The organism is Streptomyces echinatus (assembly GCF_014203595.1).
Classification (GTDB): Bacteria; Actinomycetota; Actinomycetes; order Streptomycetales; family Streptomycetaceae; genus Streptomyces; species Streptomyces echinatus.
Genome location: NZ_JACHJK010000004.1, coordinates 478,717 through 492,727, shown reverse-complemented (window position 1 = coordinate 492,727; position 14,011 = coordinate 478,717). Strand labels below are relative to the sequence as shown.

Annotated in this window: 14 protein-coding genes; 11 read left to right on the top strand and 3 right to left on the bottom strand. The window is 72.6% G+C overall.

Features of this window, described 5'->3' with window-relative positions:
- Positions 1-26 precede the first annotated feature (26 nt).
- The 3 genes from FHS34_RS14755 to FHS34_RS14745 all read left to right on the top strand — a co-directional run bounded on the left by FHS34_RS14755 (position 27) and on the right by FHS34_RS14745 (position 3,225).
- Positions 27-464, top strand: coding sequence for a gamma-glutamylcyclotransferase family protein (locus FHS34_RS14755; protein WP_184965148.1), 438 nt, complete (start codon positions 27-29; stop codon positions 462-464).
- Positions 465-600: 136 nt separating this feature from the next.
- Positions 601-1,425: a purine-nucleoside phosphorylase gene (locus tag FHS34_RS14750; RefSeq protein ID WP_184965146.1), complete on the top strand. Its 825-nt coding sequence runs from the start codon at positions 601-603 to the stop codon at positions 1,423-1,425.
- A gap of 168 nt (positions 1,426-1,593) precedes the next feature.
- Positions 1,594-3,225 (top strand): phospho-sugar mutase, encoded by a 1,632-nt coding sequence (locus FHS34_RS14745; protein ID WP_184965144.1) that lies wholly within the window; start codon positions 1,594-1,596, stop codon positions 3,223-3,225.
- A gap of 297 nt (positions 3,226-3,522) precedes the next feature.
- Here FHS34_RS14745 and FHS34_RS14740 read toward each other — a convergent pair whose 3' ends face one another.
- A complete protein-coding gene (locus FHS34_RS14740; protein ID WP_184965142.1) occupies positions 3,523-4,224 on the bottom strand; it encodes a PH domain-containing protein in 702 nt (233 codons plus the stop codon).
- A gap of 136 nt (positions 4,225-4,360) precedes the next feature.
- Between FHS34_RS14740 and deoC the strand changes: the two genes are divergently transcribed.
- From deoC to FHS34_RS14725, 3 genes are read left to right on the top strand one after another with little or no spacing between them, the layout of a single operon-like run.
- Positions 4,361-5,320 carry a deoxyribose-phosphate aldolase gene (deoC, locus tag FHS34_RS14735; RefSeq protein WP_184965328.1) on the top strand — a complete coding sequence of 320 codons (960 nt, stop codon included), beginning with the start codon at positions 4,361-4,363 and terminating at the stop codon, positions 5,318-5,320.
- Between the two features lie 6 nt (positions 5,321-5,326).
- Positions 5,327-6,778: an aldehyde dehydrogenase family protein gene (locus tag FHS34_RS14730; protein ID WP_184965140.1), complete on the top strand. Its 1,452-nt coding sequence runs from the start codon at positions 5,327-5,329 to the stop codon at positions 6,776-6,778.
- Positions 6,779-7,705: an aldehyde dehydrogenase family protein gene (locus tag FHS34_RS14725; protein WP_184965138.1), complete on the top strand. Its 927-nt coding sequence runs from the start codon at positions 6,779-6,781 to the stop codon at positions 7,703-7,705.
- A 111-nt stretch (positions 7,706-7,816) separates the two neighbouring features.
- Here FHS34_RS14725 and FHS34_RS14720 read toward each other — a convergent pair whose 3' ends face one another.
- Positions 7,817-8,221, bottom strand: coding sequence for a hypothetical protein (locus FHS34_RS14720; RefSeq protein WP_184965136.1), 405 nt, complete (start codon positions 8,219-8,221; stop codon positions 7,817-7,819).
- Positions 8,222-8,348: 127 nt separating this feature from the next.
- Between FHS34_RS14720 and FHS34_RS14715 the strand changes: the two genes are divergently transcribed.
- Positions 8,349-8,984 carry a uridine kinase family protein gene (locus FHS34_RS14715; protein WP_313149126.1) on the top strand — a complete coding sequence of 212 codons (636 nt, stop codon included), beginning with the start codon at positions 8,349-8,351 and terminating at the stop codon, positions 8,982-8,984.
- A 210-nt stretch (positions 8,985-9,194) separates the two neighbouring features.
- Here the strand turns inward: FHS34_RS14715 and FHS34_RS14710 are convergent, their stop codons facing one another.
- On the bottom strand, positions 9,195-9,956 hold the full coding sequence (locus FHS34_RS14710; protein WP_184965134.1) for a SigE family RNA polymerase sigma factor: 762 nt from the start codon (positions 9,954-9,956) through the stop codon (positions 9,195-9,197).
- Between the two features lie 240 nt (positions 9,957-10,196).
- Between FHS34_RS14710 and afsQ1 the strand changes: the two genes are divergently transcribed.
- From afsQ1 to FHS34_RS14690, 4 genes are all read left to right on the top strand, one after another.
- Complete coding sequence (gene afsQ1 / locus FHS34_RS14705; protein WP_184965132.1) at positions 10,197-10,874, top strand: two-component system response regulator AfsQ1; 678 nt, start codon at positions 10,197-10,199, stop codon at positions 10,872-10,874.
- On the top strand, positions 10,871-12,460 hold the full coding sequence (locus tag FHS34_RS14700) for an ATP-binding protein (RefSeq protein WP_184965130.1): 1,590 nt from the start codon (positions 10,871-10,873) through the stop codon (positions 12,458-12,460). The genes afsQ1 and FHS34_RS14700 overlap by 4 nt, the downstream gene beginning before the upstream one ends.
- Complete coding sequence (locus FHS34_RS14695; RefSeq protein WP_184965128.1) at positions 12,457-13,056, top strand: hypothetical protein; 600 nt, start codon at positions 12,457-12,459, stop codon at positions 13,054-13,056. The genes FHS34_RS14700 and FHS34_RS14695 overlap by 4 nt, the downstream gene beginning before the upstream one ends.
- A gap of 297 nt (positions 13,057-13,353) precedes the next feature.
- Positions 13,354-13,908, top strand: coding sequence for a VanZ family protein (locus FHS34_RS14690; RefSeq protein WP_184965126.1), 555 nt, complete (start codon positions 13,354-13,356; stop codon positions 13,906-13,908).
- The last annotated feature ends 103 nt before the right edge of the window (positions 13,909-14,011 follow it).

The following is a 14,011-nucleotide window of genomic DNA, read 5'->3' as shown; positions in this document are numbered from 1 at the left end:
CGGTGCGGCTGCCGTACCCTCTCCCCATGTCGCTCTATGCCGCGTACGCCGGCAATCTCGACGCGCGTCTGATGTCCCACCGCGCCCCGCACTCCCCGCTGCGCGCCACCGGCTGGCTGAACGGCTGGCGGCTGACCTTCGGCGGCGAGCAGCTGGGCTGGGAGGGCGCGCTGGCGACGATCGTCGAGGACCCGCTCTCCCAGGTCTTCGTCGGCCTGTACGACATCGCCCCCATGGACGAGGAGTCGCTCGACGGCTGGGAGGGCGGGGGGCTCGACCTGTACCGGCGGACGCGGGTGCGCGCGCACACCCTGGACGGCGAGGAGCCGGCCTGGACCTACGTCCTCAACGGCTACGAGGGCGGTCTGCCGTCGGCGCGCTACCTGGGCGAGATCGCGGACGCGGCGGAGTCGGCGGGGGCGCCGCACGACTATGTGATGGAACTCCGCAAGCGCCCCTGCTGAACCGGCCCCCTCCCGCCCTTCCCGCGGTTTTCCTCCCCTTTCGGGCCGCGTTTGTGGAAAACGACAAGACAACGAATGCAATCCCGTGGGCTCTGTCATCTACGCGCGTAGGCGAAGACCGGCTACCCTCATCGGCGTGAACGCATCTCTTCTTCCGGACGACATCCAGGGCGACCCCTACGCCGCCGCCGACGCCGCCGCCGCGCGCCTGCGCGAACTGACCGGCGCCGAGACCCACGACGTCGCCCTCGTGATGGGCTCCGGCTGGGCTCCGGCCGTCGACGCCCTGGGCGCACCCGACGCCGAGTTCCAGGTCACCGAGCTGCCCGGCTTCCCGCCGCCGGCGGTCGAGGGGCACGGCGGCAAGGTCCGCTCCTACTCCTTCGGTGACAAGCGCGCGCTGGTCTTCCTGGGCCGCACGCACTACTACGAGGGCCGTGGCGTCGCCGCCGTCTCCCACGGCGTCCGCACCGCCGTCGCCGCCGGCTGCAAGACCATCGTGCTGACCAACGGCTGCGGCGGTCTGCGCGAGGGCATGCGCCCCGGCCAGCCGGTCCTCATCAGCGACCACATCAACCTGACGGCGACCTCCCCGATCGTCGGCGCGAACTTCGTCGACCTGACCGACCTGTACTCCCCGCGCCTGCGCGCCCTGTGCAAGGAGATCGACCCCTCCCTGGAGGAGGGCGTCTACGCGCAGTTCCCCGGCCCGCACTACGAGACCCCGGCCGAGATCCGCATGGCCCGTGTCATCGGCGCGGACCTGGTCGGCATGTCCACGGTCCTCGAGGCCATCGCCGCGCGCGAGGCGGGCGCCGAGGTGCTGGGCATCTCCCTGGTCACCAACCTGGCCGCGGGCATGACCGGCGAGCCCCTCAACCACGAGGAGGTCCTCCAGGCGGGCCGTGACTCGGCGGCACGCATGGGCCAGCTGCTGGCGCAGGTGCTGGGCCGGCTGTAAGCGGCCCCGGGGGGCCGCGGTGACGCCGGCCGACCGCGGGCGTGCGGCGGCGGGCGTGACCCCGCCCGTCCACTTCTCGGCGGACCGAGTCGTGGGACGGGTGGGAGACGGGGGTCCGGCGGCCAAGCCGCCGGACAGCAGGCAGACACAGGAGAGGTTGATCCCAAGGTGCACGACGATCTCATCGCCGAGGCCAGCGCATGGCTCGCCGAGGACCCGGACCCGGAGACCCGCGACGAACTGGCCCGGCTGATCGAGGCCGGGGACGTCACCGAACTGTCCGCCCGCTTCAGCGGCACCCTCCAGTTCGGCACGGCCGGCCTGCGGGGCGAGCTCGGCGCCGGCCCCATGCGCATGAACCGCAGCGTGGTCATCCGCGCCGCCGCCGGCCTCGCCGCCTACCTGAAGAAGGACGGCCGGAGCGGCGGACTCGTCGTCATCGGCTACGACGCCCGCCACAAGTCCGCCGACTTCGCCCGGGACACCGCCGCCGTGATGACCGGCGCCGGTCTGCGTGCCGCCGTGCTGCCGCGCCCGCTGCCCACCCCCGTGCTGGCCTTCGCCATACGGCACCTCGGCGCGGTCGCGGGCGTGGAGGTCACCGCCAGCCACAACCCGCCCCGGGACAACGGCTACAAGGTCTACCTCGGCGACGGCTCGCAGATCGTGCCGCCCGCCGACGCGGGGATCGCCGCCGAGATCGACGCGATCGTCTCGCTGAACGACGCACCCCGCCCGGACGCCGGCTGGGAGATCCTGGACGACTCGGTCCTGGACGCCTATCTGGCCCGTACGGACGCCGTCCTGGCCGCCGGCTCGCCGCGCACCGCCCGCACGGTGTACACGGCCATGCACGGCGTCGGCAAGGACGTCCTGGTCGCCGCGTTCGCCCGGGCCGGCTTCCCCGAGCCGGTGCTGGTCGCCGAGCAGGCCGACCCGGACCCGGACTTCCCGACGGTCGCCTTCCCCAACCCGGAGGAGCCGGGCGCGATGGACCTGGCGTTCGCGCGGGCCCGCACCTGTGACCCGGATCTGATCATCGCCAACGACCCGGACGCGGACCGCTGCGCCGTCGCCGTACGGGACGGCGGCGACTGGCGGATGCTGCGCGGTGACGAGGTCGGCGCCCTGCTCGGCGCCCATCTGGTCCGGCGCGGCGCGCGGGGCACGTTCGCCGAGTCGATCGTCTCCTCCTCCCTGCTCGGCCGGATCGCCGGGAAGGCGGGCCTGCCCTACGAGGAGACGCTGACCGGCTTCAAGTGGATCGCCCGCGTCGACGGCCTGCGCTACGGCTACGAGGAGGCCCTCGGCTACTGCGTGGACCCCGGGGGCGTGCGCGACAAGGACGGCATCACCGCGGCCCTGCTGATCACCGAGCTGGCGTCCGAGCTGAAGGAGGAGGGCCGCACCCTCCTCGACCTGCTCGACGACCTCGCCGTGGAGCACGGACTGCACGCCACCGACCAGCTGTCGGTGCGGGTGAAGGACCTCTCGCTGATCGCGGACGCGATGCGCCGGCTGCGCGAGCAGCCGCCGACCGTGCTGGCGGGCCTGGCCGTCACCCGGGCCGAGGACCTGAACCGGGGGACGGACACGCTGCCGCCCACCGACGGCCTGCGCTACACCCTCGACGGCGCCCGGGTCATCGTCCGCCCGAGCGGCACCGAGCCGAAGCTGAAGTGCTACCTGGAGGTCGTCGTCCCGGTGCCCGACCGCGCCGGCCTCCCGGCCGCCCGCGCCCGCGCGGCCGAGCTGCTGGACGCCGTCAAGCGGGACCTGTCCGCCGCGCTCGGCATCTAGCGCCTACGACGAGACGGGGTGCCCCCATCCGGGGGCACCCCGTCTCGTCGTACCCGGGTTCCGATGGCCCGCCCCGCCCGCACCACCGTCGCCCCGGGCACGCGAACGGGGACAGTCGGCGACTCCGGGCGGGGCTCCGGCAGACCGAGGCACACCCGGGCGGGCGCCCGCAGACCGAGGCGTACCCGAGCGGCGGCTCCGGGCCGGGCTCCGGCAGGCCGAGGCGTGCCGGGGTGGCGGATTCGCGGCGGCGTCCCGGAGCGGAACCGCCGATCGCCGGGGAACGGCCCGGGGACCTCAGCCCAGGGCCAGCAGGATCGCCAGCAGAACCGCTCCGGCGACCGCGGGCGCGGCCACCTCGTAGGCCCAGCGCACGGTGACCTCCCCCTGCGCCGACTCGGCCGCGCCGCGGTTCTCCAGGAGCTCCCGCAGATCGTCCATGGCCTGGTCGGTCTCGGCGCGGGCCGGCCCGGTCTCCGGACCACGCAGGCTGAACCCGCCGAGGCCCATGCCGCCCGGTCCGAGCCCGCCGGACCGGCCGCCCGGCGTCACGCCCCGGGCCGCGTCCGTCGCCGCCCGCCGCTGCCGGCGGGCCGCCTTCTTGCGGGCCCGCAGCGAGACGGGGATGGCCCACAGCTGGTACTTGGCGCCGCCCTTGGCGAGGACCTCGTTCGAGTAGCCGGAGCGCAGGCCGGCGACCTCGCCCCACGGCAGGGTGATCACCCGGAAGGGGTTGCGGACGCGCAGCCGGTCCTCGTTCGCGAAGACCGCGGGACGGAGCGTGAAGGCGATGATCAGCGGCACGATCAGGATCAGGCCGGCCAGTGCCAGCCAGGGGGTCCGGCCGTGGCCCTTGAACAGCGCGTCGAAGCCCAGCCAGAGCACGACCAGGAGCAGCAGCACGCCACCCGCCAGCCCGAGCGGCGAGCGGTAGATCCGGTCCCTGGCGGTGGGCGCCGGAGGCTGTGACGCGGGTGACGGGTGGTCCGGGGTGGTCATGGGCCGATTGTGCACGACGGCGCCCGGCACATGACCGCCCGCCCGGGAAACCGGCGCTCATCCGTGATCTCCGGACCCGGGATGAGCAGCGGGGGTGTACAGAAACTACGCGCGTAGATATGCTCGTCTGGTGACCATGCCCACCACTGCACCCACAGCACACGCTCTCTCGGACGTCACCGCGTCCGACAGCACGCTGAGCCGCTTCCTCCACGGGCTGCCCGGCGTCGACGCGGTCGGCCTGGAGGCGCGCGCCGCGTCTCTCGGCACCCGTTCCATCAAGACCACCGCGAAGGCGTACGCCATCGACCTCGCCATCTCGATGGTCGACCTGACGACGCTGGAAGGCGCGGACACCCCGGGCAAGGTCCGGGCGCTCGGCGCCAAGGCGGTCCACCCCGATCCCACGGACCGGACGACCCCCACGACGGCCGCCGTCTGCGTCTACCCCGACATGGTGGCCGTCGCCAAGGAGGCCGTCGCCGGCTCCGGTGTGAAGGTCGCCTCGGTCGCCACCGCCTTCCCGGCCGGCCGCGCCGCCCTCGACGTGAAGCTGGCCGACGTCCGTGACGCCGTCGCCGCCGGCGCCGACGAGATCGACATGGTCATCGACCGGGGCGCGTTCCTGGCCGGCAAGTACCTCAAGGTGTACGACGAGATCGTCGCCGTGAAGGAGGCCTGCGGGACGAGCGCCCGGCTGAAGGTCATCTTCGAGACCGGCGAGCTGTCGACGTACGACAACATCCGCCGCGCCTCCTGGGTCGGCATGCTGGCGGGCGCCGACTTCATCAAGACCTCCACCGGCAAGGTCGCCGTCAACGCGACCCCGGCGAACACCCTGCTGATGCTGGAGGCGGTGCGCGACTTCCGCGCCCAGACCGGTACCCAGGTCGGTGTGAAGCCCGCCGGCGGCATCCGCACCACCAAGGACGCGATCAAGTTCCTGGTCCTGGTCAACGAGACGGCGGGTGAGGACTGGCTGGACAACCACTGGTTCCGCTTCGGCGCCTCCTCGCTGCTGAACGACCTGCTGATGCAGCGGCAGAAGCTGGCCACCGGCCGCTACTCCGGTCCCGACTACGTGACGGTGGACTGATCCCCCATGGCATTCGAGTACGCACCCGCCCCCGAGTCCCGCGCGATCCTCGACATCGCGCCCTCGTACGGCCTGTTCATCGACGGCGAGTTCACCGAGGCCGCCGACGGCAAGGTCTTCAAGACGGTCTCGCCGTCGTCCGAGGAGGTCCTCTCCGAGGTCGCCCGGGCCGGCGCCGAGGACGTCGACCGCGCGGTGAGGGCCGCCCGCAAGGCGTTCGTGAAATGGTCGGCGCTGCCCGGCTCCGAGCGCGCCAAGTACCTGTTCCGCATCGCCCGGATCGTCCAGGAGCGCAGCCGTGAGCTGGCCGTCCTGGAGACGCTGGACAACGGCAAGCCGATCAAGGAGACCCGGGACGCGGACCTCCCGCTGGTCGCCGCGCACTTCTTCTACTACGCGGGCTGGGCCGACAAGCTCGACCACGCCGGCTTCGGCGCGAACCCGAAGCCGCTGGGCGTGGCCGGCCAGGTCATCCCGTGGAACTTCCCGCTGCTGATGCTGGCGTGGAAGATCGCCCCGGCGCTGGCGACCGGCAACACGGTCGTCCTGAAGCCGGCCGAGACGACCCCCCTGTCCGCGCTCTTCTTCGCGGACATCTGCCGCCAGGCGGGCCTGCCCAAGGGTGTCGTCAACATCCTGCCGGGCTACGGCGACGCGGGCGCCGCGCTCGTCGCGCACCCGGACGTGAACAAGGTGGCCTTCACCGGCTCCACCGCTGTGGGCAAGGAGATCGCCCGCACGGTCGCCGGCACGAGCAAGAAGCTCACCCTCGAACTGGGCGGCAAGGGCGCCAACATCGTCTTCGACGACGCCCCGATCGACCAGGCCGTCGAGGGCATCGTCACCGGCATCTTCTTCAACCAGGGCCAGGTCTGCTGCGCGGGCTCCCGCCTCCTCGTCCAGGAGTCGATCCAGGACGAGCTGCTGGACTCCCTCAAGCGCCGCCTGTCCACGCTGCGCCTCGGCGACCCGCTGGACAAGAACACCGACATCGGCGCGATCAACTCCGCCGAGCAGCTGGCCCGGATCACCGCGCTGGCCGAGCGGGGCGAGGCGGAGGGCGCCGAGCGCTGGTCCCCGGCCTGCGAGCTCCCCTCCTCCGGCTACTGGTTCGCGCCGACGCTGTTCACGAACGTCACCCAGGCGCACACCATCGCCCGCGACGAGATTTTCGGCCCGGTGCTGTCGGTCCTCACCTTCCGCACGCCGGACGAGGCGGTCGCCAAGGCGAACAACACGCAGTACGGCCTGTCCGCGGGCATCTGGACCGAGAAGGGCTCCCGCATCCTGGCCGTCGCCGGCAAGCTGCGCGCCGGTGTCGTCTGGTCCAACACGTTCAACAAGTTCGACCCGGCGTCGCCGTTCGGCGGCTACAAGGAGTCGGGCTTCGGCCGCGAGGGCGGCCGCCACGGCCTGGAGGCGTACCTCGCCCCGTCGAGCCCGGAGGGCGAGCGCTGAATGAGCACTGCTGAGAAGACCGAAAAGGCTGAGAAGACCGAAAAGACCGAGCGGCTCTCCGTCTTCAAGACCTACAAGCTGTACGTCGGCGGGAAGTTCCCGCGTTCCGAGAGCGGCCGGGTGTACGAGGTGTCGGACTCGAAGGGCAACTGGCTGGCCAACGCTCCGCAGTCGTCCCGCAAGGACGCCCGTGACGCGGTCGTGGCCGCGCGCAAGGCGTTCGGCGGCTGGGCCGGCGCGACCGCGTACAACCGCGGCCAGGTCCTCTACCGCGTCGCGGAGATGCTGGAGGGCCGCAGGGAGCAGTTCGTCCGGGAGGTCGCGGACGCCGAGGGCCTGTCGAGGCCGAAGGCGGCGGCGGTCGTCGACGCGGCCGTCGACCGCTGGGTCTGGTACGCGGGCTGGACCGACAAGATCGCCCAGGTGATCGGCGGTGCCAACCCGGTCGCGGGCCCGTACTTCAACCTCTCCTCCCCCGAGCCGACCGGTGTGGTCGCCGTCCTGGCCCCGCAGCAGTCGTCCTTCCTCGGTCTGGTGTCGGTCGTGGCCCCGGTGATCGCCACCGGCAACACGGCGGTCGTGATCGCCTCCGAGAAGGCCCCGCTGCCGGCGCTGTCCCTGGGTGAGGTGCTGGCCACCTCCGACGTCCCCGGCGGCGTGGTCAACGTCCTGTCCGGCCGTACGGCGGAGATCGCGGCGCCGCTGGCCGCGCACCAGGACGTCAACGCGATCGACCTCGCGGGCGCCGACGAGGCGCTGGCGAGGGAGCTGGAGATCGCGGCGGCCGACAACCTGAAGCGGGTGCTCCGTCCACAGGGTGTGGATTACTTCGAGACGCCGGGCATCGACCGGATGACGGCGTTCCTGGAGACGAAGACGGTGTGGCACCCGACGGGCTCGCTGGGCGCGTCGGGCTCGTCGTACTGACCGGACCAGGGGTCCACGGACGCGGCCGGCCACGGGTGAGCCCGCGACCGGCCGCGTCCGCGCGCCGAGGCCGCTTCTCGATCACAGCCGCGCGCCTCTGACGGAGCACCGTCAGTTGTCAGCCATCCCGAGGACGTAGCCGACCACCGGCACGCTCTCCATGGTCGGCGCCTCAGCCACGGGCCTCGTCAGCGTCCGGGAACCCACCGGCTTGAAATCGGCCAGTTGGGTGCCCACTCCGTTGTCGAGGGGGTCGACGCCCGTGCCCGCCAGCGGATTGGGCTTGAGGCCGGCGACCGGGCCGGTGACGTAGCCGGGCGTGCCGGTGAGGGCCGTCAGGCCCGCCTGCGGGTCGATCTTGCCCAGCGAGGTGGGCCGCGACGGCGCGTTCACGAGGTGCGGGCCGACGTCCGCCTGCGCGGCGGCCGAGCCGGCCCCCAGGGCCGCTCCGGCGGTGGCGAGGAGGATCAGGGCGCGCCGCGCGGTGGGGTGCTGCGGGGAAGTGTGTCGGGCCATCGCTGTTGCCGCCTTCGAGTGCGCTGGGTGATTGTTCCGGCACGAAGGGTAGTTGAGGTGAGACTCACGCTCAAAAGCCGACCCGCGGGGTCGGCAGGGCGCCCCCCATGCGTCAAACTGGTGTTCCGTGAGCCTTCATCCCCCGTCCCCCGCCCGTGTCGTGCTGCTGTGCGGCCCCTCGGGCTCGGGCAAGTCACTCGTCGCCGCCCGTTCCGGGCTTCCCGTCCTGCGTCTGGACGACTTCTACAAGGAGGCCGACGACCCGACTCTGCCCCTGGTGCAGGGGAGTTCGGACATCGACTGGGACCATCCGGAGTCATGGGACGCGGATGTCGCGGTCGAGGCCATCGCCCGGCTCTGCGCGACCGGCTCGACGCCGGTGCCGGTGTACGACATCTCGCTGAGCGCCCGTACCGGCGAGGAGACGCTGAGCATCGGCCGTACCCCGCTGTTCATCGCGGAGGGCATCTTCGCCGCGGAGATCGTCGAGCGCTGCCGGGAGCGCGGTCTGCTCGCGGACGCGCTGTGCCTGACCCGCGGGCCGGTCACCACCTTCCGGCGGCGCTTCCTGCGGGACCTGAAGGAGGGCCGCAAGTCGGTGCCGTTCCTGCTGCGCCGCGGCTGGCGGCTGATGCGCGCGGAGCGGTCGATCATCACCCGCCAGGTGTCCCTCGGCGCGCGCCCGTGCGACCTGCACGAGGCGCTCGGCCGGCTCGCGGCCGCGGCGGCCGGCCGGCAGGCGCGCCAGCAGACGGCGGCGTGACGGCCGTACCGGAAACGCGAAACGGGACTGGTCGGACCCCCCGGCCCACCAGTCCCGCTTCTCTTGCTCCCCCGTAGTTCCCCCGTGGGCCCACCCCCCAGTGGTCCCCGTTTTTTCCCCGTTGTCCCCCGTCTTCCCCCCGTGGGTCCACCCCCCAGTGGTCCCCGTTTCCCCGTTGCCCCCTCAGGTCACCCCCGTGACCCCTGAGCCTCAGGCGACCAGTTCGCCGAAGGCGTCCTCCTCGTCACGGCCGAAGCTGAGGACCTCGTCCTCGCGCAGCCGGCGGAGCGACCGCCAGATGCTGGACTTCACCGTGCCGACACTGATGCCGAGGATCTCCGCGATCTCCGGGTCCGTGCGGCCCTCGTAGTAGCGCAGGACCAGCATGGTGCGCTGGAGTTCGGGCAGCCGGGCCAGCGCCTGCCACAGGACCGCGCGCAGCTCGGTGCCGCGCATCGCGTCCGTCTCGCCCGGCGTCTCCGGCAGTTCCTCGGTCGGGTACTCGTTGAGCTTGCGCCGCCGCCAGGCGCTGATGTGCAGGTTCGTCATGGTGCGGCGCAGGTATCCGCCGACCGCCGCCTTGTCGCTGATCCGGTCCCACGCCTTGTACGTCGAGAACAGCGCGCTCTGCAGCAGGTCCTCGGCCTCGAAGCGGTCACCGGTCAGGTGGTAGGCGGTGGCGTACAGGGAGGCGCGGCGCTCCTGGACGTAGGCGGTGAACTCCGCCTCGCTCAGCGAGCGGCGCTCCCCCGAGTCCTCCCCGTACGCGGCTCCCCCGGCCGTGCCCATGGCGGCGGCCGCCGCGGGCTCCCCCGTGTTCGCGTCGACCACCGACATGTATGCCGGGTGCTGACGCCCGGCGCCGCGAGCGCACCCCCGCCCGCTCACGACACCGGACTTCTCGGATCCCCGGTGCACGTCGTGCAGGCGCGTGATCACTGCGCTGGTGCTGATGCCGTGCAGCGTTTTCATCTCGCGCTCCCCGTCGTGGACTTCCGGTGATTCGGTCTTGCCGGGCCGGTTCCGGCTCGCCGTCCGGCCCGTGACGAAAAGACTGCCGGGGCCACTTCATCGCCGTGTCCGTCGACTGTCACAGACCTGTCACAGGGGTCACTCCCAGGCCCGTCACACACCGCGCACAGGTGGTGGCACCAGGGAAGGCAATGTGTCAGCAGGTCGTACGACACCCCGTCCATGGGCCAGAATGAGCCCGTGCCTTCCCTGTTGCTGATCGAGGACGACGACGCCATCCGTACGGCCCTGGAGCTCTCCCTGACGCGCCAGGGCCACCGGGTGGCCACCGCTGCCAGCGGCGAGGACGGTCTGAAGCTGCTGCGTGAGCAGCGGCCGGACCTGATCGTGCTGGACGTGATGCTGCCCGGCATCGACGGGTTCGAGGTGTGCCGCCGCATCCGGCGCACCGACCAGCTGCCGATCATTCTGCTGACCGCGCGCAACGACGACATCGACGTCGTGGTCGGGCTCGAGTCGGGGGCCGACGACTACGTCGTCAAGCCGGTGCAGGGGCGGGTGCTCGACGCCCGGATCCGGGCCGTGCTGCGGCGCGGGGAGCGCGAGTCCAGCGACTCGGCGACCTTCGGCAACCTCGTCATCGACCGCTCGGCGATGACCGTCACGAAGAACGGCGAGGACCTCCAGCTGACCCCGACCGAGCTCAGGCTGCTGCTGGAGCTGAGCCGGCGGCCCGGTCAGGCGCTCTCCCGGCAGCAGTTGCTGCGCCTGGTCTGGGAGCACGACTACCTGGGTGACTCACGCCTGGTCGACGCGTGTGTGCAGCGGCTGCGCGCCAAGGTCGAGGACGTGCCGTCCTCCCCGACGCTGATCCGTACCGTCCGTGGTGTCGGCTACCGCCTGGACTCGCCTCAGTGACCGATACGCAAGGGGGGCTGCGCGGCTGGACCGCGGGGCGCAAGGGAAGTCTGTCGCGGCTCAGGTTCACCAGCCTGCGGCTGCGTCTGGTGCTGGTCTTCGCACTGGTCGCGCTCACCGCCGCGGTGTCGGCGTCGGGCATCGCCTACTGGCTCAACCGGGAGGCGGTGCTCACCCGCACCCAGGACGCGGTGCTGCGCGACTTCCGGCAGGAGATGCAGAACCGCGCGGGCGCGCTGCCCGCGCACCCGAGCCAGGACCAACTGCAGCGGGCGGCGGGCCAGATGGCCGCCAGCAGCCAGCGGTTCAGCGTGCTGCTGGTCGGCCAGGACGCCGACGGCGGCACGGTGTACGGCAACTCGGGCGGCATCAACGGCTTCGCGCTGGAGGACGTGCCCGAGTCGCTGCGCGCGGCCGTGAACAAACGGCAGCCGGTGAGCGGTGCCAACAAGGAGCCATACCACCTGTACTGGCAGCGGGTCACGGACAACGGAGCGCCGTATCTGGTCGCCGGGACGCGCGTCATCGGCGGCGGTCCGACCGGCTACATGGCGAAGTCGCTGGAGCCGGAGGCGAAGGACCTCAACTCGCTGGCCTGGTCGCTGGGCATCGCCACCGCACTGGCGCTGATCGGCTCCGCGCTGCTCGCGCAGGCCGCCGCCACGACCGTGCTGAAGCCGGTGCACCGGCTCGGGGTGGCCGCGCGCCGGCTCGGCGAGGGCAGGCTGGACACCCGGCTGCAGGTGTCCGGCACCGACGAACTTGCCGATCTGTCCCGGACGTTCAACAACGCGGCCGAGGCGCTGGAGCAGCGGGTCGCGGAGATGGCCGCACGGGACGACGCGTCCCGCCGGTTCGTCGCCGACATGAGCCATGAGCTGCGCACGCCGCTCACCGCCATCACCGCCGTGACGGAGGTGCTGGAGGAGGAGCTGGAGTTCGAGTCGGGGAGCATCGACCCGATGATCGAACCGGCGGTCCGGCTGGTGGTCAGCGAGACCCGGCGGCTGAACGACCTCGTCGAGAACCTGATGGAGGTCACCCGCTTCGACGCGGGCACCGCCCGGCTGGTCCTGGACGACGTCGACCTCGCCGACCAGATCACCGCCTGCATCGACGCCCGGGCCTGGCTGGACGCGGTCGACCTGGACGCCGAGCGCGGCATCCACGCCCTCCTCGACCCGCGCCGCCTGGACGTCATCCTGGCCAATCTGATCGGCAACGCGCTCAAGCACGGCGGCTCGCCGGTGCGGGTGTCGGTTCGGGAGGCGGACGAGGCGATCGAGATCCGGGTCCGCGACCACGGGCCCGGCATTCCCGAGGACGTCCTGCCGCACGTCTTCGACCGCTTCTACAAAGCCAGCGCCTCCCGGCCGCGGTCCGAGGGCAGCGGACTGGGCCTCTCCATCGCCCTGGAGAACGCGCACATCCACGGCGGCGAGATCACCGCCGCCAACTCGCCGGAGGGCGGGGCGGTGTTCACGCTCCGGCTGCCACGGGACGCCTCACGGCTGACCGAGGAGGACGACGGAGGCGGCGAGGACGGCGGGAACGATCAGGACGGTTCGGGAAAGGAGGGGTCATGACCGTACGACGCCTGCTGGCGCTGCCCCTCCTGGGCGTGCTGCTCACCGGGTGCGGCATCCGGCCGACCGAGGTGCCGACCGACTTCGGGGCGGCGCCGTCCCGGGTGCCGTGCTCGCTGGCCGGGCCCGACGTGGCGACGCAGTCCTCGCGCGGGGTGCCGGTGCAGGTCTTCCTGTTGTGCGGGGCGTCCCTGGTGGCCCTGGACCGCACCGTGCGGGTCCCGGAGGGCACCCCGGACGCCCGGCGCCGGGTGATCGTGGCGCAGGGGCTGCTGGACCAGCTGGCCGCGTCGCCGTCGGCCGCGGAGCGCTCCGCGGGGTACACGACGTACGTGCCGGGCGGCCTCGACGTGAGCGGGCCCGGACCGAAGGATCCCGAGGACACGCTGCGCCTGAGCGCGGCGCCCTCGCGTCTCACTCCGTACGCCCTGGCCCAGCTGGTGTGCACCCTGTCCGACTCGGCGGCGACCGAGGACGACGGTTCGGTCATCCTGGGCGGGCCGCGGTCGGGGCCGCTGCGGCGCTACGAGTGCACGGACGACGTCCGCGACCGCCCCGGCACCACGCGCCCGCCGTCCACCGAGGTGACGGGCTAGTTCCTCGCGTTCACCCGCGCGCCGGCGGGGACCCTTCGCGCCGTTCCCCGCGCCCCTGAGGGAGCCGCGGTGCCCTCTGCCTCACAGCACCGGTGCTTGGCGGGCGTTCGGCTGTGGGGCGTGGCCGGCACGCGGGCAGTCGTGTCGCCGGGGCCGCACGGGTGGGCGCGGTGACGGCCCCGCACGCGCGGGTGAGCGGTCCCTGGTCCGGTGCGGCGCGCCCGCCGGGACGACGCACTCGCGCCAAAACGTTTCCGCTGCGGAACCAATCGCGGCCGCCCTGGCGTCTTGGGGGTCGTGCAGCGTCAAGGCTCCATCGGCGGCAACGCCGCGATCCGCATCCGTGTGACAGGGGGTGTCCTCCTCGTCGCGCATCTCGCCCTCGTCGCCTGGCTGATGCTGCGTCCCCTGGACGTCCCCTGGGTGATGCCCCCGAATCTGCGCCCGCTGGCCGGTATCCGGGCCGATCTGGCCCTGGGCTGGCCCGGGGCCGTCAGACCCCTCGGCGAGGGTCTCGCGCTGCTCGCGCCGCTGGGCGTACTGCTGCCGATGGCGCACGGCAGACTCGCCGTCTCCCCGCTCGCCTCGCTGATCCGCACGGCCGCGGCCGGGGCTCTGATCTCGCTCGGCATCGCCCTGTTGCAGACCGGCGTGCCGGGCCGGGTCGTGGACGTCGACTCGCTGCTGCTGAACACGGTGGGTGTCGTCCTGGCCCACCTCACCGTCGTGCCCGCGGCCCGGGCCCGGCTGCGGCGGCGGGACCCCGGTGCGGCCGGGCAGGCGGTCACCGTCCAGGAGGAGCTGTCTCAGGGACGCACCCCGACGATTCCCAGGGTCGGCATCGCCCCGTAGAGCGATGTTTCGTCCCCTTCGTCTCCGTACCGTGGATGTCAGTCGAGGGGTCCCGCCCAGGGGCCCCCGCCACCGGCTCGGGAGCGAGCCGACGACCGCGGAG

Coding starts and splice junctions, on each gene's coding strand:
- FHS34_RS14755 (WP_184965148.1), top strand. CDS start 27: ATGTCGCTCTATGCCGCGTACGCCGGCAATCTCGACGCGCGTCTGATG.
- FHS34_RS14740 (WP_184965142.1), bottom strand. CDS start 4,224: ATGACCACCCCGGACCACCCGTCACCCGCGTCACAGCCTCCGGCGCCC.
- deoC (WP_184965328.1), top strand. CDS start 4,361: ATGCCCACCACTGCACCCACAGCACACGCTCTCTCGGACGTCACCGCG.
- FHS34_RS14730 (WP_184965140.1), top strand. CDS start 5,327: ATGGCATTCGAGTACGCACCCGCCCCCGAGTCCCGCGCGATCCTCGAC.
- FHS34_RS14725 (WP_184965138.1), top strand. CDS start 6,779: ATGAGCACTGCTGAGAAGACCGAAAAGGCTGAGAAGACCGAAAAGACC.
- FHS34_RS14720 (WP_184965136.1), bottom strand. CDS start 8,221: ATGGCCCGACACACTTCCCCGCAGCACCCCACCGCGCGGCGCGCCCTG.
- FHS34_RS14710 (WP_184965134.1), bottom strand. CDS start 9,956: ATGAAAACGCTGCACGGCATCAGCACCAGCGCAGTGATCACGCGCCTG.
- FHS34_RS14695 (WP_184965128.1), top strand. CDS start 12,457: ATGACCGTACGACGCCTGCTGGCGCTGCCCCTCCTGGGCGTGCTGCTC.